This window comes from Bradyrhizobium sp. SZCCHNRI3043 (assembly GCF_032377735.1).
Lineage (GTDB): Bacteria > Pseudomonadota > Alphaproteobacteria > Rhizobiales > Xanthobacteraceae > Bradyrhizobium.
On record NZ_JAUHID010000011.1, the window covers coordinates 37,577 to 58,319 of the forward strand.

A 20,743-nucleotide genomic window follows, 5' to 3' on the forward strand; every position below is an offset into this window, starting at 1 on the left:
TGAACTAATTAGTTGATGATTACTACAAAGACGAGACGGAGATGACGAATTGTTAGGAGGTGTTGCGCGGTCGTTAACGGTTCTTGTGCGCTCAGGAAATATCAACCTTAATAATTAGGGTTAAGCGCCGCTTAAGAATTTGGCGCGATTGTACGGTCGTCAGTTGTGATGTGGGGCCGGATTCTCGATCGCCTCACCGGCCAAAGGGACGAAGCCAATGCGTAGCGTTAAGTCTTTGATCGCCGCCGGAGCGGCCTCTCTGTTTTCAACTCTCGCCTTTGCGGCCGACATGCCCATCGCGCCTCCTCCGGTCTACGCGCCGCCGCCGGCGGCCGATTTCGGTGGCTGGTATCTGCGCGGCGACATCGGTTTCAGCAATCAAAAGGTCAAGGACGTTCATTACTCGCGCGAGTCCGCCTACACGCCGATGACGTCGTTCAACCAGACCTCGGCGTTCGACACCGCGGGCATCTACGGCGTCGGCGTCGGCTATCGCTTCAACAGCTGGTTCCGCGCCGACGTCACCGGCCAGTATCGCGGCAATTCGAACTTCAAGGCCACCGACCGCTTCAATGCAACGGCGGGCGGCGTGCCCTACAGCGGCATCGACAATTACAGCGGCAGCAAGTCCGAATGGCTGGTGCTCGCCAACGCCTACGTCGATCTCGGCACCTGGTGGTGCGTGACGCCGTTCATCGGCGCGGGTGTCGGCGGTGCGCGGGTGACGATTTCGAATTTCACCGACACGGGCATCAACAACCTGCCGTTCACGACCACGAGCTTCGCGACGGCGCCGACCTCCTCGAAATGGAATTTCGCTTGGGCGGCCCATGCGGGTCTTGCCTACAACGTCAATCCGAACCTGGTGTTGGAGCTGGCCTACAGCTACGTCGATCTCGGTCAAGGGCAGACCGGCGTCTTGTCCGACTATGTCGGCAACACCACCGGCAACGTCTTCAAGTTCAAGGACATCACCTCGCACGACCTGAAGCTCGGCGTGCGCTGGAATTTCGACCAGCCTCCGCCGCCCCCGATGATGCCGCCCTTGATCCGCAAGGGTTGAGCCGAGCGGTCCTCATCACTGTAGACAATCAAGCGGCGCGGGCCTCCCGCGCCGTTTGGTGTTTCTGATCCCGCTGTTCGAACGCCTCCGCGCTGAAAGAATTTCCGCGCAGAGCGCTGCGACAACGAATGATTAAGGTTAACGCGCGATGATCGGAACAGAGAGTCAAGTGTTGATTGGAGCGTTGCGATGCGTAGCCTGGTGGTGGCGGTTTCGGTGTGCGGCATGATCTCCGCGGCGCAGGCCGCGGATTTGTCCGACCTTCCGATCCTGCGGGGCGGCCTGACCGAGGGCCTGAACAATTCGCGGGTCAACTGGGACGGCTATTACGTCGGCGTCCAGGGCGGCTACGGCTCGTCCGATGAAAATTTCAACGGCTCGACCAAGAACATCACGGCGGCGGTGCTTGCCAACACGCTGATCGAGAGCCAGATGCAGGTATCGTCGTGGAACCCCAATCTCGGCAAGCAGTCCTCGCGCGCATCTGGCTTCGGCGCCTTCGTCGGCTACAACAGTCAGTGGGACGACGTCGTGCTCGGCGTCGAGGCGAGCTATCTGCATGGCAAGTATGGCGGCATGGCCTCTTCGAGCCGCACGCTTGTCAGCACGGCCGCACTGTCTGACGGCAACTTTCACGCCGTGACCTCGACGCAGTCCTCGCAGATCTCGATCACCGACATGGCAACGATCCGGGGGCGTGCCGGCTATGCAATGGGCTGTTTCCTGCCTTATGGGTTCTTCGGCCTTGCGCTCGGCAATGCAGATCTCGGCCAGTCCGTGACGGTTCAGGATCGGGTCAGCACCACTTTTCTGGGGACCTACACGCCGCTCGCGCCGCTCAGCGCCAACAACATTCAGCACAATCACCTGATCTATGGCTACAGCGCCGGTCTCGGCGTCGACGTCAATCTCGTCGGCGGACTGTTTGCGCGGGCCGAATACGAATACATCCGCTTCACCTCGACGGTCGACACCAGCATCAACACGGTGCGCGCGGGCCTCGGCTACAAGTTCTGAGCCGTCTGCAAGCCTGTCCTGAAAGCTCATGTCCATCAGCATTCGACCCGCGCAACGCGACGACGTCGGCGCCATTGTCGCCATGCTCGCCGACGATCATCTCGGCCGGGCGCGGGAGCGTGTCGAGCAGCCGTTGCCGCAGTCCTACTACGACGCATTCGAGGCGATCGTGCGGGACGCGAATATCACCCTGGTCGTCGCCGTGGAGGCGGACAGGGTGGTCGGCTGCCTGCAACTCTGCATCCTGCCCGGGCTCAGCTCGCAAGGCGCATCACGGGCGCTGGTCGAGGACGTTCGGGTCGCAACCGACCGCCGCAGCCGGGGCATCGGCGAGCAGCTGCTGCAATGGGCGATTGCCGAGGCCCGCAGCCGGCGCTGCAATCTGGTCGAGCTCATGACGCATCAGAGCCGCACCGACGCACAGCGCTTCTATGAGCGGCTCGGCTTCGCCAAGAGCCATTTCGGCATGGTGATGCGATTCTGATCTAATCAGAGCGGCAGGCGGTAGGCTGCGACGGCGTTGGGGCCGAAGGCCATGTCGCGGACCTCGGCACCGAGCCGGGCCAGGCAGTGCTGGAGCGCCTGCTTGATTTCGCCATAGCTGCCGGCGAGCAGGCACACCGGCCAGTCCGAGCCGAAGATCAGCCTGTCGGCGCCGAAGCAGCGTGCGACGTGCGCGACATAGGGAAACAGCCGCTCGGCATCCCAGTCGGTCCAGACGGCTTCCGTCGCCAGCCCCGACACCTTGCACCAGACATTGCCGCAGGCCCCGAGCTCGGCGATGCGATCGGCCCAGTCCTGATCGAACCCGGTTACGATCGGCGGCTTGGCGGCGTGGTCCAGCACGAAGCGTGCTCTTGGAAACGCGCGCACGGTCGCGATCGCCGCCGGCAGCTCGCGCGTGCGCACCAGCAGATCGTAGGTCAGGTCGTGCGCGAACACGATGTCGAGGCCGCGCCTGACATCGCCGCGATAGATCCACGCCGGATCGGCCTCGTCATGGACCTGGTGGCGGATGCCGACCAGCTTGTCGCCGCCGGGCAGGCCGCGCAGCCTGTGGATCGTCGACCCTACCGATGGATCGCTCAGGTCGACCCAGCCGACGACACCGGCAACGAACGGCGTCGCGTGCGCGACGCGCAGGAATTCCTCGGTCTCGTCGAGCGACGACCGGGTCTGCACCAGGATGCTGGCGTCGAGGCCATTTTCGGCGAGCAGCGGGGCGAGGTCGGCGGGACCATACGGACGGCGGATCGGCGCCAGCGCGTCGCCGGCCATCCACGGATAGTCGGCGCGGCCGGGATCCCAGAAATGCTGATGCGCATCGATGGCGCGGCTCATGGCGCCTCTCCCGGCAGCGGTGCGCGCGCATCGATCAGATTGCTGGCGCGCAGGTCGCGCCAGAACGTGTCGGGGATTCGCGCCTGCGCCAACGCGATGTTGTCGGCCGCCTCCTGCGCATTGCGCGCGCCCTGCAGGCCGACGGTGACGGCGGGATGGGCGAGACAGAACTGGATCGCGGCGGCCTTGAGCTCGGTGCCGTGTTGCTTGCACAGGGCGTCGAGCTGGCGCGCGCGGGCCACCAAGGCGGCATCGGCATCTTCGTAGTTGAACTTCGCCGGCCCGTAAGGATTGGCCAGGATGCCGCTGTTGTAGATCCCGCCGAGAATGATGGCGATGTTCTTCGCGCGGCAGATCGGAAACAGCGCCGTCAGCGCGCCCTGGTCGAGCAGCGTGTAGCGGCCGGCCAGGAGGAAGCAGTCGACCGGAACGGCCTCGGCGAAGCGCGCCAGCATCTCCGACTGGTTCATGCCGGCGCCGATCGCCTTGATGCTGCCGTCGTCGCGCAGCCGCTGCAGGGCACGGAAGGCGCCAGCCACGGCTTCGTCATAGTGGTCGTCGGGATCATGCACGAGCAGGATGTCGACGCGATCCAGGCCGAGCCGAACCAGGCTCTCCTCGACCGAACGCATCACGCCGTCGTAGGAATAGTCGAACTGCGGCCGCAGCGGCGGCGTGCCCTTATAGTGCGTATCTTCGCCCGACGCCGTCGGGTCCGGCCGCAGCAGCCGTCCGACCTTGGTCGAGATCACGTAGCTGTCGCGCGGCTGCCGGCGCAGAAACGCACCGAGCCTCTGCTCGGCGAGGCCGAAGCCGTAGAGCGGCGCGGTGTCGTAGAAGCGCACCCCGCGCGCCCACGCCGCAGCGATCGTGGCTTCGGCATCGCCATCGCTGACCGGCTCGAACAGGCCGCCGAGCGGCGCCGTGCCGAGGCCGAGGCGGGTGATGTCGAGCGGGCTCCTCCCGAGGCGGACGCGTTCCATTGTTCTGTCCTTGTTGTTTGGCGCGTACAGATCGCGTCATTGTGCATGGATGCGTTTGGCGAGACAATGACGTCGCTTGGTGCAGCACAACGAGGAGGAGGGGACGATGTCGGCGATCAATCCACTCACGGCCTTCGGTGTCGTCCTGGCGACTGCAGCGACCGACGCGGTCTACGTCATGTTCACTTCGGCGGTCGTTGCCAAGCGACGAGTGTCAGCGGCGACCTGGAGCTCGATCTGGTACATGCTCTCGTCCTTCGCCGTGATCAGCTACACCGAGAACTGGATCTACGTCGCGTTTGCGGCGGTCGGCTCCTGGATCGGCGCCTATGCCTCGATGACCTTCCTGCATCGTCCGCCGGCTGGTCAGGCACCGGTCGGTGCCGCACCGGAATGAATTGCATTCGCTTGCATGCCAGCACGACTGCGTGAACGCCGACAAGAGGGCGCGAAGTTCCTTGACGCGGAACGACCCTTCCCGTATTCACGCCGGCGGGACACCTCCCCCCAACGGGAGGCTTACTATCTGGAAGGATAGACGATGACTGCAGCGAAGCCCTCGCAGCGGCCTGCCGTGCCGCATTTCTCCTCCGGCCCCTGCGCCAAGCGCCCCGGATGGACCTCCGAAAATCTCAAGGACGCTCCCCTCGGCCGTTCGCATCGCGCGAAGATCGGCAAGGCCAAGCTCAAGCAGGCCATCGAGCTGACGCGCGACGTTCTCGAAGTGCCAGCCGACTACAAGATCGGCATCGTGCCCGCATCCGACACCGGCGCGGTCGAGATGGCGCTATGGTCGCTGCTCGGTGCGCGGCCCGTCACCACGATCGCCTGGGAATCCTTCGGCGAAGGCTGGGTCAGCGACATCGTCAAGGAGCTCAAGCTCAAGGACGTCACCAAGCTGCACGCCGGTTATGGCGAGATCCCCGATCTGTCGAAAGTCGATCCGGCAAGCGACGTGGTCTTCACCTGGAACGGCACCACGTCGGGCGTGCGTGTCCCGAATGCCGACTGGATCAGCGCGAGCCGTGAAGGCCTGACGATCTGCGACGCCACCTCGGCCGCATTCGCGCAGCCGCTCGACTGGCCGAAGCTCGACGTCGTCACCTTCTCCTGGCAGAAGGCGCTTGGCGGCGAGGCCGCGCATGGCATGCTCATCCTCTCGCCGCGCGCGGTGGAGCGTCTCGAGACCTACAAACCGGCCTGGCCGCTGCCGAAGATCTTCCGCCTCACCAAGGGCGGCAAGCTCAACGCCGGCATTTTCGAGGGCGAGACCATCAACACGCCATCGATGCTGTGCGTCGAGGACTATCTGGACGCGCTCAACTGGGGCAAGTCGATCGGCGGCCTCAAGGCGCTGATCGCCCGCGCCGACGCCAACACCAAGGTCCTGGCCGACTGGAAGGCGCGGACGCCGTGGATCGATTTTCTCGCCAAGGATCCCGCCATCCGCTCCAACACCTCAGTGTGCCTCAAGGTCGTCGATCCCGCGATCACATCGCTGTCGGCCGATGCCCAGGCGGAGTTCGCGAAGAAGCTGGTGTCGCTGGTCGAGAAGGAGAACGCCGGCTTCGACTTCGCGCACTACCGCGATGCGCCGGCCGGCCTGCGCATCTGGTGCGGCGCCACGGTGGAAGCCAGCGACGTCGCTCTGCTGACGCAGTGGATCGACTGGGCATTCACTCAAGCCAAGGCCGCGCTGCCCAAGGCGGCCTGACCCACGCTCGTCGTGCCGTCATTGCGAGCGCAGCGAAGCAATCCAGGGCCACGAAGAAAGTCTGGATTGCTTCGTCGCTGCGCTCCTCGCAATGACGAAATTCAAGACGCGTAGGGTGGGCAAAGGCGCAGCGCCGTGCCCACCATCAACGTCAACCGACGCGAAAGACGGTGGGCACGCTGCGCTTTGCCCACCCTACGATTCGATTGCTTCCACCCATTCCGGCGCCGATGCGCTGTCCCTCTCTCGCGAGAGGCGTGAAGGAACATCGTCATGTCCAAACCCAAAGTTCTCATTTCCGATGCGCTGTCGCCGGCGGCCGTGCAGATCTTCAAGGATCGCGGCATCGAGGTCGACTTCCAGCCCAATCTCGGCAAGGACAAGGACAAACTCGCTGACATCATCGGCGACTATGACGGCCTTGCGATCCGCTCCGCGACCAAGGCCACGGCCAAGATCATCGAGCGCGCCAAGCGGCTCAAGGTGATCGGCCGCGCCGGCATCGGCGTCGACAATGTCGAGATTCCCGCGGCGACCGCCAAGGGCATCATCGTGATGAACACGCCGTTCGGCAATTCGATCACGACCGCCGAGCACGCGATCACGATGATGCTGTCGCTGGCGCGCGAGATCCCGCAGGCTGATGCCTCGACGCAAGCCGGCAAGTGGGAGAAGAACCGCTTCATGGGCGTCGAGATCACCGGCAAGACGCTGGGCGTGATCGGCTGCGGCAATATCGGCTCGATCGTCTGCGACCGTGCGCAGGGCCTGCGCATGAAGGTGATCGGGTTCGATCCGTTCCTCACCGAGGAGCGCGCGCTCGATCTCGGTGTCGAGAAGGTCGAGCTCGAGGAGCTGCTGAAGCGCGCCGACTTCATCACGCTGCACACGCCGCTGACCGACAAGACCCGCAACATCATCGATGCCGCGGCGATCGCCAAGATGAAGCAGGGCGTGCGCATCATCAATTGCGCGCGCGGCGGCCTGATCGACGAGCAGGCGCTGCTCGAGGCCCTCGACAGCAAGCATGTCGCGGGTGCGGCGCTCGACGTGTTCGCCGAGGAGCCGGCGACCAGCAATCCGCTGTTCGGTCATGCCAATGTGATCTGCACGCCGCATCTCGGCGCTTCGACCACGGAAGCGCAGGAGAACGTCGCGCTGCAGATCGCAGAGCAGATGTCGGACTACCTGCTCACCGGCGCGATCTCGAACGCGATCAACTTCCCGTCGATCACCGCGGAAGAAGCGCCCAAGCTGAAGCCGTTCATCGCGCTCGCCGAGAAGCTCGGCTCGTTCGCGGGCCAGCTCACCGAAAGCAGCATCACCAAGATCCAGATCACCTATGAAGGCCACGTCGCCGAGATGAAGACCCGGGCGCTGACCTCGGCGGTGCTGGCCGGGCTGCTGCGGCCGATGCTGGGCGAGGTCAACGTCGTGTCGGCACCGGTGATCGCCAAGGAGCGCGGCATGATCGTCGACGAGGTGCTGCGCGCCGGCGAGAGCGACTATGAGAGCCTGATCACGGTCGCCGTCACCACCGAGCACCAGGAGCGCGCGGTGTCGGGCACGGTCTACGCCGACGGCAAGCCGCGTCTCGTCGACATCAAGGGCATCCGTGTCGACGCCGAGTTCGGCAAGTCGATGATCTACGTCACCAACGAGGACAAGCCGGGCTTCATCGGCAAGTTCGCAAGCCTCCTGGGCGACGCCAAGATCAACATCGCGACCTTCCATCTCGGCCGCGTGGCGCCGGGCAGCGACGCGATCGCGCTGGTCGAGGTCGACGGTGCGGTGCCGGCCGAGCTGCTCGGCAAGATCCAGGCATTGCCGCAGGTCAAGCAGGCCAAGGCGCTGGCGTTCTGATGACGCGCTAGAGCGCGCGGTGCTTCTTGGTTGAATCGACTTAGCCGCTGGCTCAGTTCACCTCTCTCGCTTGCGGGGGAGGTCGGCGCGAAGCGCCGGGTGGGGGCTCCCTCCACTCGGGCAGCCTCAATTGAGGAGACACCCCCACCCCAGCACTCCCCCGCAAGCGGGAGAGGGAGCGCACATCCTTCGCGGTTCGCAACCAGACCTCAACTCTTCACGCGCTGGGCCAAATTGACCGACCGGAAAGGGGCAGCACGGCACCGTGGCCGTGCTGCCTTTTTCTGTGCTCGTCTGTGCTCGGCGGAATTTCAACGGCAAGCTTTGCGGTCGCACGATTTGAACCCGCGGACCTCTCGTGGCGTCTAACGCCCCGCAAGGGACCGGCTCATCCGGTTCTCAGGGGCGCTGGGATACGGAGAGATCGATGGCAATGCGAACGACGTGGCTGGTTACGACAACTCTCGTTCTCGGTGCCTCGCTGGCGGCGGCGCCGGGCCATGCGGCAAGCCTCGACACGACGTCCACCGTCGATGCTGTCACCGTGTATCCCGACGGCGCGACCGTGACCCGGGTCATCTCGCTCGACCTTCCCGCCGGCGACACGACGGCGATTGCCAAGGACTTCCCGCTCGGACTCGATGCGTCCTCGCTTCGTGTGGAAGGCGAGGCCGGCGCCAAGCTCGTGATCGGCACCGTCGACGCCAAGCCGCCGCGTGCGGCGCCGCCGGTCAACCTGCCCGATATTGACAAGCGCATCGAAGCGCTGAAGGACGAGCGCGCCAATCTCGATGGCACGATCGCCGCGGCCCTGGCGCGCAAAAAGTTTGCCGAGCGTTTTGCCGAGGCGTCACCGGCCGGGCTCGGCGAGAAGGGCGAGGCGCGTCCGATCACAGAATGGCGTGCCGCGTTCGCCGCCGTTGCCGACGAGGTTGGACAGGCCGACGCGGCGATCCGTGATGCCGAGCGCAAGCAGCGCGAGATCGATCGCGAGATCGCGCGCCTGCAGGACAATCTTACGACGAAGCCCCCGAGCAAGCTGGAGGTGCGGATCGAATTGTCGGCTGCAGCTGCGACCAAGGCGACCTTGCGCGTGACCTACGCGGTGCGCAATGCCCGCTGGGTGCCGCTCTACGACGCGCGTCTCGACACGTCGGCGAAGGACCGCAAACCGGCTCTCGAACTGGTGCGACGCGCCGAGATCCAGCAGGCCACCGGGGAGGACTGGTCCGAGGTCGCGCTGACGGTTTCGACGGTGCGGACCGGACGCGGCGGCAGCGCGCCCGAGCTCAGGACGATCATCGCGCAATATCCGCCGCCGCCACAGCCAGCGCCGAAGCCGGCCGCCGTCAGCGCCGCGCGAGGACTCATGGAGAGCCGACAGGAGTTTCGCTTTGGCGGAGGGACGACGTTCGGAGATGTCGCGGACAAGGCCGTCGAGCAGCAGACGGTTGCGGAGATCAGCGCCTTTCAGACCGTCTTCCACCTCCCCGGACGCGTCAGCGTCGGTGCCAATGATGGCGCGAAGAGCCTGCGTATTTCCACCGCGACGATCACGCCCGAACTGACGATCCGTTCGGCGCCCGTCATCGATCCCACCGCCTATCTCGAAGCGAGCTTCCCCCAGAACGAGGAGGCACCGCTGCTGCCGGGCAAGGTCTCGATCTATCGCGACGGCATGTTCGTCGGCACCAGCAGACTGGCGTCGGCCGGCAAGGACGAGGTCGTTCATGTCGGCTTCGGGGCCGACGACAAGGTCAAGGTCGAGCGCAGTGTGGTCAAGCGCAACGAAGGCTCGGCCGGCCTGATCGTGACGACGGCGAAGATCGACGAGCGCACCTTCAAGACGACAGTCCGCAACGCTCACGACTTCCCGCTGAAGGTCGCGATCCAGGATCAGCTGCCGGTCAGCGAGAACGAGGAGATCGTGGTCGAGATGCTGCCCGCGACCACGCCGGCGACGTCGACGAACGTGCGCGATCGCCGCGGCGTCGTCGAATGGGTCATCGACGCCAAACCGGGCGAGGCCAAGGATATCGCCTTCGCCTGGCGGGTGCGCTGGCCGAAGGACAAGTCGATCGTGATGCAGCCGTCGGGTTGAAGCGGGGCGTGAGGCCACGGGCCGGCGCCGTTTGATCCATGACAAGCCGCCCGGTCCCGCTCCTGTTATGCGCGTGGGAACCCGTTCGATCACGTCCTGTCCGGCCGTGATCGAACTCGACCGAGAGCGCCGCCATGGAATCCGACCCGAACACCCGCAAGCAGGCCGTCGCCGTCGGCTACATCTTCCTCGCCGGCGTCGGCATGCTGCTGCTGCAATGGCTGCTGACGACCTACAACACGGTCGAAACCATTCCCTATAGCCAGTTCGAGCAGCTGATCGAGCAGGGCAAGATCACCGAAGTGGCGGTTGGCCAGGACACGATCCAGGGCAAGTTCAAGGACAAGCAGCCGGACGGCAAGACCTCGTTCATCACCACGCGTGTCGATCCGCCGTTGGCGGCGAAGCTTGCCGCGAAGGGCGTGACGGTGACCGGCGTACCCTCGGGCGGGCTGATTCAGGCGCTGCTGTCCTGGGTCGTGCCGGCGCTGATGTTCTATCTGATCTGGGTGTTCCTCGGCCGCAAGGTGATGGACCGCCAGGGCTTCGGCGGCCTGATGTCGATCGGCAAGTCGCGCGCCAAGGTCTATGTCGAGACCGACACCAAGGTGACCTTCGCCGATGTCGCTGGCGTCGACGAGGCCAAGTTCGAGCTGCAGGAGGTCGTGCAGTTCCTGAAGGATCCGAAGAGCTATGGCCGGCTCGGCGCACACGTGCCCAAGGGCATCCTGCTGGTCGGCCCGCCCGGCACCGGCAAGACCCTGCTAGCGCGTGCCGTCGCGGGCGAAGCGGGTGTGGCGTTCTTCTCCATCTCCGGATCCGAATTCGTCGAGATGTTCGTCGGCGTCGGCGCCGCGCGGGTGCGCGACCTGTTCGAGCAGGCGCGCAAGGCCGCGCCCTGCATCATCTTCATCGACGAGCTCGATGCCCTCGGGCGCAGCCGAAGCGGCGGCGGCCAGTTTGGCGGCTACGACGAGAAGGAGCAGACGCTCAATCAATTGCTGGCGGAGCTCGACGGCTTCGACCCAAGCTCCGGCGTCATCCTGCTCGCCGCGACCAACCGGCCGGAGATCCTCGATCCCGCACTCATGCGCGCTGGCCGCTTCGATCGCCAGGTGCTGGTCGACCGTCCCGACAGGGGCGGGCGGCTTGCCATTCTCAAGGTGCATGTCCGCAAGATCACGGTCGCCGACAGCGTCGATCTCGACAAGGTCGCGGCCCTGACGACCGGCTTCACCGGCGCCGACCTCGCCAACCTGATCAACGAGGCTGCGATCGCGGCGACGCGCCGCAAGGGCCACGAGGTGACGTTCGACGATTTCACGATGGCGATCGAGCGCATCGTCGCCGGCATCGAGAAGAAGAGCCGCGTGCTCAGTCCCGCCGAGCGCCGCCGCGTCGCCTATCACGAGATGGGGCACGCGCTGGTCGCAGCCAATCTCGTCGGCGTCGATCCGGTGCAGAAGGTCTCGATCATTCCGCGCGGCGTCGGCGCGCTCGGCTACACGATGCAGCGCCCGACAGAAGATCGCTTCCTGCTCGCGGTCAGCGAATTGAAGAACCGCATCGCCGTGCTGATGGGCGGACGGGCTTCCGAGCAGTTGATCTTCGACGGCGACGTCTCGACCGGTGCCGCCGACGATCTGCAGCGTGCGACCGAGATCGCGATCGAGATGGTCACCAAATACGGGATGGATGCGACCGTCGGGCAGCGCACATACGCGCCGCGTCCACAGGTCTCGTTCCTGCAGCCACAGGATCAGATCGTGTCGGCGGCGGAGGAGACCGGCCGCGAGATCGATCTCGCCGTGCGGGATCTGATCGCAGACGGCGGCACCCGCGCTCGCGCGATCCTCGAAAGCCATCGCCCGGACCTCGAGCGCGGCGTCACGCTCCTGATCGCCAAGGAGACGCTGACCGCCGAGGAGTTTGCGCCGTTGCGGCCGGCCTCCGCTGCGGTCCCGGTCCGGGATGCCGTTGTCTCGAGCTGATCCGGGTTTCTACGGGGGATGTTCGCAACCGAAATCTAACCATCGCCTGATCAGTTGACCAGCAGCTCACCTTGACAGATCGAGGTCGTCGATCGGGGACCGGGCGGAGTTCGTTACGTGCTGCTGAATAACCTGAAGATTGCCCCCAAGCTCGCCATCGTCGTCGGCGTGGCGATGCTGGGCCTTGCCGCGGCCGGTACGTTTGCCGGCACTCTGATGCAAAAGGAGATGGTCGACGCCCGCATCGAACAGTGCCGGGCGATCGTCGAGACCGCGCGTAACATGGCCATGGGCCTCATCAAGGAGGTCGAAGCCGGCAAGCTGACGAAGGAGGCCGCGCTCGACGAGTTCGTCAATCGCGCGAGAACGATGACCTTCGACAAGGGCATGGGTTATCTGTTCGCCTACACGATGGACGGCAACGTGGTGTTGTCCCAGGATCCGAAGCAGCGTGGCTCGAATGTGATCGATTTCGAGCTCAACGGCCGCAAGCTCGTCGTCGAGCTGCGCGACGGCGTTGCCAAGAACGGCGAAGTCACCTTGCACTACGAATATCTGCGTCCCGGTCAGGAGCAGCCGACCCGCAAGATCTCCTATGCGGTGATGATTCCCGGCTGGAATACGTTCGTGGGCACCGGCGTCTACGTCGACGATCTCGATGCGAAGATGAAGCCCCTGAAATGGCTGATCTGGATGGCCTGCGCGGGCATCGCGGTCATCGCCGGCGGGATCGCCTGGCTGATCAGCCGCAGCATCAGCGTGCCGCTCGATCGTCTCGGCATCCGCATGCGCGAGATCGCAGATGGCCGGCTCGATGGCGAGATTCCCGGTGTCGGCCGCGGCGACGAGATCGGCGGGATGGCCGCCACCGTCCAGATCTTCAAGGACAACGCGCTGCGGATGCGCGAGCTCGAGCAGGCCGAGGCCGCCACCCAGCAGCGCGCGGCCGCCGAGCGGACCGCGGCCATGCAGAACCTCGCCGCCGACTTCGAGCGCAGCGTCAACGGCATCGTCCGCTCGGTGGCGTCGGCGGCCGAGAGCATGCAGCACACCGCGCAATCGATGACCTCGACCGCGAGCGATGCCAGCTCGCGCGCCTCGACCGTCAGCGCCGCCACCCAGAGCGCCAATGACAATGTCGGCACGGTCGCGGCCGCGGCCGAAGAGCTGTCGAGCTCGGTCAATGAGATTTCGCGCCAGGTCGCCCGTTCCAGCGAGATTGCGAGCAAAGCCGTGGGCGATGCGGAGCGCACCAATGCGACCGTTCAGGTGCTGTCGACCGGCGCCGAGAAGATCGGCGAGGTCGTCAAGCTGATCCACTCGATCGCGGCGCAGACCAACCTGCTGGCGCTGAACGCCACCATCGAAGCCGCGCGCGCCGGCGAGTCCGGCAAGGGCTTTGCCGTCGTCGCCTCGGAGGTGAAGGCGCTCGCCAACCAGACGGCGAAGGCGACCGAGGAGATTTCGGCACAGGTCGCGGCGATGCAGACCTCGACCCAGGATGCGGTCACCGCCATCAGCGGCATCACCCAGACCATCGCGCAGATGAGCGAGATCACCAATTCGATCTCGACCTCGATCGCGCAGCAGGGCGACGCGACGCGCGAGATCGCCCGCAACATCCAGTCCGTCGCTGCAGGCTCCAACGAGATCAGCGCCCATATCGGCGGCGTCACCAAGGCGGCGGAAGCGACCGGCATGGCTGCCTCCGAAGTGCTGTCGAGCGCGCGCGAGCTCGACAGCCAGTCGGGCCTGCTGCAGCAGGCCGTCGATGGCTTCATGGCGAAGGTGCGAACGGCCTGATCAGGTCAGGGCGCGCCGTTGATCCGGGGCTCTCGGATCAACGGCGGCCGTCAAGTCGTAGGCGTGCCAGCCGTCACTTGGCTTTGAGGAAGTCGCCGACCTCCAGCAGCACGAACTCGTTGTCGTCGGCCTTGTTGGGATCCCGGCTGGACGAGAACGGCAGGTTGTTGTCGTTGCCGACGATGATGTGGGTGTCGTCGACGCGGTCGACATTCTCGATCGTGAAGAACGGGAAGGCGAGCACGCCGTCGTTGAGCGGCTTGCGCGCCTTGTTGTCCGGATCCTTGATCTTCATCAGGTCGATAGAGGCGATCTTGCGGAGCGGCTTGCCGACGTTGGCGTCGGAGAGTTCGATCTTGTAGACGCGCTTGAACTTGGCGAGATCGGGAAAGCAGTTGTCGCCGCGCGTGCCCTGCGGGCAGGCCTTGTCGCTGGTGCCCTCGCCATTGTCGCGCTCGATGATCAGACCCTGGGTCGGATCGATCATGTTGAAGTCGCCGATCGCGTTGCCGTTCTGCTCGAACACGTACTGCCAAAACCGGCCGGTGAACCGCTCCGCCGCGACGTCGAATTCGAGGATGCGCGAGGCTTCCTTGCCGTCGACCTTCTCCCAATCCTTCTTCTCGGCGTCCCACAGCGGGCCTTCGAGCAGGCCGTAGATGAACTTGCCGTCGACCGAGGACGCGAAGCCTTCGTAGCCCTTCGAGCGCCGCAGGTTGACGTTCGCATAGGTCGCGCCTGGCGCGCCCGGCGATTGCACCGCCCAATGGTCGGGCGAGCGCACCGGCTTGCCGTCGGCGACCGTGTCGAACACGGCCAGCACCTTGCCGGTCCTGTCCGCCTTGATGACGTAGGGACCGAACTCGTCGCCGATCCAGAGATTGTCGCCGATGATCTGGAAGCCCTCGGTATCGAAATCAGCACCGGTCAAATAGCGCTTGGCGGTGTCCTCATGGACGATGCGGAAGGGAACCTTCCTGTCGGGATCATGCAGGAAGATCGTCTCGAGCCGCTCGACCTTGCCGCTGGTCCAGTCGATCTTGTGGTGGTTCAGATAGAGCATCGAGTCGGGCGAGTTGTAGCGCGAGCCCATGCCGTTGTCGGTGAGGACCCAGAACGTGCCGTCGGCCATCTTCTTGATGCCGGAGTGGCCCTGGAGAGGTTGTCCCTTGAACGGGAGCGACACCCCGGTCGGACGCTCATAGGACTTGCCCATCACGCTGCCGATCGCGTCGATGCGCTTGCCGGTGGTGTATTTGCCGGAGGTCTTGAGATCGTTCGGGGCATCGGCCGGCGCCTCGACGAAGGACTCGGCCGGCATCACGGCATGGCCGGAGAGCGTCGCCGGGAATTCGCCTTCGCCCTGGGCGAATGCGGAGCCGGCGCTGAGGACCATCGCGGCCACGGTGGTAAGAAGATATCGATGCATGAAAAGCCTCCTGGGAGCTTGAACACGCGCCGTTCTGAACAGGAGGCCTGACGCGCCGCTGACATTTCGATGACAGCCGGATGATGCTCCCCGGTCTTCATGAGGCGTCTTGCCGCACGCTCACACCTTGAGCCGGTCACCCGTGCCGGGAGGCCGGATCGGGACCCGCGACGCGATGATCACTCCGGCAATGACCAGCGCGTAGCCCGCAAGGTGGAACAGCCTGAGCTCCTCGCCGAGGAGCAGGATCGCGAGCACCGAGCCGAACAATGGCACCAGATGGAGGAACGGCGCGGCGCGGTTCGGTCCGATCAGGCTGATGCCGCGATTGAAGAACAGGTAGGCCAGTGTCGACGCAAACACGACCACGTAGCCGAGCGTCAGGACCGACAGCAGATCGGGCTTGAGCACGAAGCCCGACGCGTATTCCCAAGCCGCGAACGGCAGCAGCAGCACGGCGCCGGCCGCCGTGCAGGCTGAGATCAGCGACAGCTGGTGCACCGCCGGCCGTCGCGTCATGGCGGCCGAGTAGAGCCCGAATACCATCAGCGCGCCCGCAAACATCAGGTCACCGCGGTTGAATTGGATGCCGGCGAGCGCACCGAGATCGCCGCGCAGCAGGATCACCAGCACGCCGATCAGCGACATCGCAATGCCGGCGAATTGGGCGATGGTCAGGCGCACACCGAACAAGGCCAGCGACCACAGCGCGACGAACAGCGGCGTCGAGGATTGGATCAGGAGACCGTTCAGCGCCTGGGTATATTGCATCGCCCAATAGGACAGCGCGTTGTTGATGGCAAAGCCCGTCAGCGACAACAGCAGGATCAGCGGCCAATGCGCGCGCAATGTTCGCCAGTCGCGGGCGAGATGCGCGCGGGCGAAAGGCCACAGCATCAGGAACGTTCCGACCCAGCGGATGCAGGACAAGGTCAGCGGCGGGACATGACCGGCCACATAGCGCGCGAGCACGATGTTGCCGGCCCAGAACAGCGAGGCCAGCGTGAGCAGCAGATAGGGCTGGTTGTTCAGCCAGGAGAGCGGATGACGGTGTTGGGCAGGCAAAGGCAGCCAAGCGTGCTTGGAGAGACGAGGCAATCTGGGCTGAATCGTATCCCCTCGCAAGCCGGCGCAGCGGATTGGTGCCATGCATCGGATAGCAAAGGGCCGCGGGGGCGCGCGCAGGACGTGGATATCAGGTCGCCTGCTTGCGCGACGCCACGAACACGCCGGCGAGCACCAGCGCGAAGCCGATCACGTGGAAGACCTCCGGCTGCTCGCCGAGGAACACGAAGGCCATGATCGAGCCGAACACCGGGACCACGTGAAAGAATGGCGCGGCGCGATTGGCGCCGATCAGGAGCACGCCGCGATTGAAGCAGAGATAGGCGATCGTCGAAGGAAAGATGGCGACGTAGAGCAGCGACAACAGGTTCTGCGCGTCGAGCGCCATGACCGGTCGCGCGTTGAGTTCCCAGATCAGCAGCGGAATGAGGCTGGCTGCGCCGCAACCGAAGGTGAAGGCGACCATCGACAGGCCGTGGATCTGCGGCCGCTTGATCGTCAGCACCGAGTAGAAGCCGAACACCGCCATCGCGAGCAGGAAGATCAGATCCCCTCTGTTGAAGCTGATGTCGGCCAGCGCGGTGGGGTGACCGCGCGTCAGGATGAGCAGCACGCCCACGAGCGACAGCACGATGCCGATGGCCTGCGCCAGGGTCAGGTGCACGCGCAACAGCAGCATCGACCAAATTGCCACGATCAGCGGACCAGCCGACTGCAGCAGCAGGGTGTTGAGTGCCTGCGTATATTCGAGCGACCAGTATTGCAGCGTGTTGAAGGCGCCGATGCCCGTCACGGACAACGCGATCATGATGCCGAGCCGCGACCGGATCGCGGGCCAGTCCTGGCGCAGCTGTTTCCAGGCGAGCGGCAGGATCAGCAGGAAGGCGAGCGACCAGCGCAGGAACGACAATGTCACCGGCGGGATGTGGCCGGCGGCAAGCCGCCCGACGATCGAGTTGCCGGCCCAGCACAGCGCCGTGATGCTGAGCAGCACATAGGGCTGGTTGGCGATCCAGGCGCGCGTGGGCGCGGCGGACGCGGTGGGATCGGCGGCGGACATGCGGCGGTGTTGGCCTGGTTCGATGCGCCGCGGCGCGCGGCCGGGATGTCCGGCCGCCGTTCCTCCCGGCGCTTTCGACAGACACCAATTGCAGCTGCCTATCAAGAGGGCAGATGCATCGCGACCATGCAGCTATGGTCGTCGTCAAGATCGCGCACGAGCGTGTCCCCGGTGCGGTCTCCGCGGTCCGGATCGCACCGCGAGCGATTTGAGGCCCTCCGCACTGACCAGATAGGCGACGACGAGGGCGGCGATGGCAGCCAAGACGGCGAGGGGCGGTGCAACGAAGCCGAACCATGCGCCGGCCGGTGTGAAGGGCACGACCAGTGCGACGGCGAGCGCAGTGAGCGACGAAGCCGTCAGCATCGGATCCGCCCGGTTGCTCCATGGCCGCCCATTGGTCCGGATGATGAAGATGACGAGAATCTGGGTTGCCATCGATTCGAGGAACCATGCGGTGCGGAACTCATCGGGCGTCGCATGGAACAAATACAGCAGCGCGCCGAAGGTGAGAAAGTCGAACAGGGACGACAGGGGCCCCATGATCGCGGCAAAGCGCATGAGCCGCTTCATATCCCAGCGCTGCGGCCGCGCGGTCGCCTGCCGGCTCACGCGGTCGAACGGAATGCCGAGCTCGGAGAGATCGTAGAGCAGATTGTTGAGCAGGATCTGCGTCGGCAGCATCGGCAGGAACGGCAGCACCATCGATGCGGCGGCCATCGACAGCATGTTGCCGACATTCGAGCTCGCGCCCATTCGGACATACTTCAGGATGTTGGCGAAGGTGCGTCGGCCTTCTTCGACGCCGTTGGCGACGACGTCGAGATCAGAGGCGAGCAGGATGATGTCGGCGGCCGATTGGGCGACGCCGGTGGCGCCTTCGACGGACAGGCCGATGTCGGCCGCCTTCAGCGCCGGCGCATCGTTGATGCCGTCCCCGAGGAAGCCAACGATCTCGCCGGAGGCCTGCAGCGCCTTGACGATGCGCGATTTCTGATCGGGCGCGAGACGGCCGAACGCATCGGCCGAGTGCACCTGCACCGCGAGCGCGTCGTCGCTGAGCTCGGCGATGTCGCTGCCGGACAGCACGCGATCCGCCTTCAGCCCGACCAGGCCGGCCAGCCGCTTGACCACGACGGGATCGTCGCCGGAGAGGATCTTCAGCGCGATGCCGGCGCGGGCAAGCTGCGCGATCGCTGCCGCCGCGGTCGGCTTGGGCGGATCGGCGAACGCGCACAGCCCTTCGAAGATCAGTTCCTGCTCGTCGTCGGTTTCGATCTCGCGCGGCGCGCCGTTCCACGGCCGTGACGCGATCGCGACCGTGCGCAAGCCCTCGCGTGCGAGCGCGTGAACGCGCTCGTACATCTCGGTGCGGCCGTTGTCGTCGAGCGGCGCGAACGTGCCGCCATGCCGCTGCTGCGTGCACAACTCGATCACCGCCTCAGGCGCGCCCTTCACGATCAGGATCCGATCCTGGCCGCGGATCGCCAGCACCGAGCCGAGCCGGCGCGAGAAGTCGAAGGTCTGCTGGCCGCCCAAGGACCATCCCTCGGCCGCATGATTGGCGCCTGCGACGAGCGCGCAATCGAGCGAGCCGCGATCACCGCCGAGTGCGGCCGCGATCGCGCCGAGCTCCGCAGCTCGCGGATGGTCGGTGCCGTCGGGCGCGACGCTGCGGGCGAGCGTGATCTCCGCGGATGTCAGTGTTCCCGTCTTGTCGGTGCACAGCACCGACATCGCGCCGAGATCATGAATCGCCGCAAGCCGCTTCACGATCACCTTGCGCTTGGCCATGCGCAGTGCGCCGCGCGACAGTGTCACCGTCGTGATCATCGGCAGCAGCTCGGGCGTCAATCCGACCGCGAGCGCGACCGAGAACAACAGCGAGTCGAGCACATCGCGTCCGAATACGACGCGAACCGTGAGCACGATCACGACCAGGGCCAGCGTAAGCCGCGCGATGACGAGGCCGAATTCATGCAGGTCGCGCTCGAACGGCGTGCGCGCCTGCCCCTCGGCGAGCGCCGCGGCGGCCGCGCCGAACATCGTGTTCGGTCCAGTGTTGACGACGATGGCGACGGCCTCGCCGGTCTGCGCCACCGAGCCGCGGAACAGCGCATTCGACGTGTCGTTCTCAACGGCCGGAATGCCGGCCTGTTTCGTCACGGGATAGGGCTCTCCCGTGAGCGCCGCCTCGCCGGCGGTGAACGCCTTGCTTTCGATGACCAGCGCATCGGCAGGAACGATGTCGCCCGCGCGTACGCGCAGGATGTCTCCGGGAACGACCGCCTCGACGTCGATCTGGCGATAGGCGCCATCCCGCTTGACCTCGGCCTTCAAGGCGACGGAGCGGCGGAGCTCCTCGGCCGCCTTGACGGCATGTCCCTCCTGAACCGTGTCGAGGCCGATCGACAGCGTCAGGATGAGAACGATGATGGCGCCGCCGATCACGTCTCCCGTCACCATCGAGATGATGCCCGCCACCAGCAGGATCAGCGACAGCGGCTCGAGTAGGCGGCGGAGCACGGCGCGCAATGGACCCACGACGTGCGAGGGCGCATCGGCGTTGTGGCCGTAGCGTTGCAGCCGCTGCTCGGCGTCGGCCGCGCCGAGACCGTTCAGGTCGCAGCCGAGCGTCGCGCCCGCCTGTGCGGGCGACAGGCGCCAAAATTGGTGCGGGCCGGAGGTCGTCTCAGTGCTCACGCGGGCCTGTCCAAGTTGGTGGATGAATAGTCGTGGTCATCATGGTTGATTTGCATGAAGCTCTCCGGGCGGCGGTTGACCTAGCGCAACATCCCGCTGCCGTGATGGCCTCGGTTGCCGCAATGCGCCGCATCGCCGCCGTGCTGATCGTCTCGGTGATCCAGCGCTCCAAGGAGATCGGGATCCTGCGTGCGATGGGCAGCTCGCGCGGACAGATTTTGCGTGTGTTTCTGCTGCAGGCGGACTGCTCGGCTTCGTCGGCTCGCTGGTCGATCGCGGCTTCCCCGGCCCCGAGATCGAGGCGCAGGCGTCGGAGCTGCTCGACCAGGTCGGGCTGGCGAAATTCGCCGACCATCTCGCGAGCAACATGTCGGGCGGCCAGCAGCAGCGCGTCGCGGTGGCGCGGGCGCTGGCGATGAACCCCGATCTGGTGCTGGCGGACGAGCCGACCGGCAACCTCGACACCAAGTCGGCCGAGGCGGTCTTTGGCCTGATGCGCGAGGTCAATCGGGAGGTCGGCACGAGCTTCCTGCTCGTCACCCACAACCTTGATCTGGCCCGGCGCTGCGATCGCATCATCGAGGTTGTCGACGGCCGCATCCAGAGCTGA

The 20,743-nt window shown here is 65.5% G+C and carries 15 protein-coding genes and 2 pseudogenes; 11 read left to right on the forward strand and 6 right to left on the reverse strand.

Annotated features, from left to right (window positions below; genetic code table 11):
- The first annotated feature begins 217 nt into the window (after positions 1-217).
- The 3 genes from QX124_RS21065 (at position 218) to QX124_RS21075 (ending at position 2,564) form a co-directional block, all read left to right on the forward strand.
- Positions 218-1,063 carry an outer membrane protein gene (locus tag QX124_RS21065; RefSeq protein ID WP_315778051.1) on the forward strand — a complete coding sequence of 282 codons (846 nt, stop codon included), beginning with the start codon at positions 218-220 and terminating at the stop codon, positions 1,061-1,063.
- 189 nt (positions 1,064-1,252) lie between these two features.
- The gene (locus tag QX124_RS21070; protein WP_315733923.1) at positions 1,253-2,080 is read left to right on the forward strand and encodes an outer membrane protein; all 828 of its coding nucleotides are present in this window, start codon (positions 1,253-1,255) and stop codon (positions 2,078-2,080) included.
- Between the two features lie 28 nt (positions 2,081-2,108).
- Positions 2,109-2,564, forward strand: a complete 456-nt coding sequence (locus tag QX124_RS21075) for a GNAT family N-acetyltransferase (protein ID WP_315798159.1) — start codon at positions 2,109-2,111, stop codon at positions 2,562-2,564.
- 5 nt (positions 2,565-2,569) lie between these two features.
- Here the strand turns inward: QX124_RS21075 and QX124_RS21080 are convergent, their stop codons facing one another.
- Entirely contained in the window at positions 2,570-3,421 is an 852-nt protein-coding gene (locus tag QX124_RS21080; RefSeq protein WP_315798160.1) for an amidohydrolase family protein, read from the reverse strand.
- Entirely contained in the window at positions 3,418-4,404 is a 987-nt protein-coding gene (locus tag QX124_RS21085) for an aldo/keto reductase (RefSeq protein ID WP_315798161.1), read from the reverse strand. The genes QX124_RS21080 and QX124_RS21085 overlap by 4 nt, the downstream gene beginning before the upstream one ends.
- A 106-nt stretch (positions 4,405-4,510) precedes the next feature.
- On the opposite strand from QX124_RS21085, the gene QX124_RS21090 reads away from it, so the two are divergent.
- From QX124_RS21090 to QX124_RS21115, 6 genes are all read left to right on the forward strand, one after another.
- On the forward strand, positions 4,511-4,801 hold the full coding sequence (locus tag QX124_RS21090) for a hypothetical protein (RefSeq protein WP_315733919.1): 291 nt from the start codon (positions 4,511-4,513) through the stop codon (positions 4,799-4,801).
- Between the two features lie 144 nt (positions 4,802-4,945).
- A complete protein-coding gene (locus QX124_RS21095; RefSeq protein ID WP_315798162.1) occupies positions 4,946-6,118 on the forward strand; it encodes a phosphoserine transaminase in 1,173 nt (390 codons plus the stop codon).
- Positions 6,119-6,391: 273 nt separating this feature from the next.
- Complete coding sequence (gene serA / locus QX124_RS21100; protein ID WP_315733917.1) at positions 6,392-7,981, forward strand: phosphoglycerate dehydrogenase; 1,590 nt, start codon at positions 6,392-6,394, stop codon at positions 7,979-7,981.
- A 433-nt stretch (positions 7,982-8,414) separates the two neighbouring features.
- Positions 8,415-10,082 (forward strand): mucoidy inhibitor MuiA family protein, encoded by a 1,668-nt coding sequence (locus tag QX124_RS21105; protein WP_315798236.1) that lies wholly within the window; start codon positions 8,415-8,417, stop codon positions 10,080-10,082.
- A gap of 134 nt (positions 10,083-10,216) precedes the next feature.
- A complete protein-coding gene (gene ftsH, locus QX124_RS21110) occupies positions 10,217-12,073 on the forward strand; it encodes an ATP-dependent zinc metalloprotease FtsH (protein ID WP_315798163.1) in 1,857 nt (618 codons plus the stop codon).
- Between the two features lie 117 nt (positions 12,074-12,190).
- Complete coding sequence (locus QX124_RS21115; protein ID WP_315733915.1) at positions 12,191-13,876, forward strand: methyl-accepting chemotaxis protein; 1,686 nt, start codon at positions 12,191-12,193, stop codon at positions 13,874-13,876.
- Positions 13,877-13,949: 73 nt separating this feature from the next.
- Here QX124_RS21115 and QX124_RS21120 read toward each other — a convergent pair whose 3' ends face one another.
- The 4 genes from QX124_RS21120 to mgtA all read right to left on the reverse strand — a co-directional run bounded on the left by QX124_RS21120 (position 13,950) and on the right by mgtA (position 20,133).
- On the reverse strand, positions 13,950-15,305 hold the full coding sequence (locus QX124_RS21120; RefSeq protein ID WP_315798164.1) for an esterase-like activity of phytase family protein: 1,356 nt from the start codon (positions 15,303-15,305) through the stop codon (positions 13,950-13,952).
- A 120-nt stretch (positions 15,306-15,425) separates the two neighbouring features.
- A complete protein-coding gene (locus QX124_RS21125) occupies positions 15,426-16,370 on the reverse strand; it encodes a DMT family transporter (RefSeq protein ID WP_315798165.1) in 945 nt (314 codons plus the stop codon).
- A 130-nt stretch (positions 16,371-16,500) separates the two neighbouring features.
- Positions 16,501-17,430 (reverse strand): DMT family transporter, encoded by a 930-nt coding sequence (locus QX124_RS21130; RefSeq protein ID WP_315798166.1) that lies wholly within the window; start codon positions 17,428-17,430, stop codon positions 16,501-16,503.
- A gap of 144 nt (positions 17,431-17,574) precedes the next feature.
- Positions 17,575-20,133 carry a magnesium-translocating P-type ATPase gene (mgtA, locus tag QX124_RS21135; protein ID WP_315798167.1) on the reverse strand — a complete coding sequence of 853 codons (2,559 nt, stop codon included), beginning with the start codon at positions 20,131-20,133 and terminating at the stop codon, positions 17,575-17,577.
- A 128-nt stretch (positions 20,134-20,261) separates the two neighbouring features.
- Here mgtA and QX124_RS21140 point away from each other — a divergent pair.
- Positions 20,262-20,401: pseudogene (locus QX124_RS21140) on the forward strand (FtsX-like permease family protein); the annotation flags it as partial.
- Positions 20,399-20,743: pseudogene (locus QX124_RS21145) on the forward strand (ABC transporter ATP-binding protein); the annotation flags it as partial. The pseudogenes QX124_RS21140 and QX124_RS21145, both read left to right, overlap by 3 nt.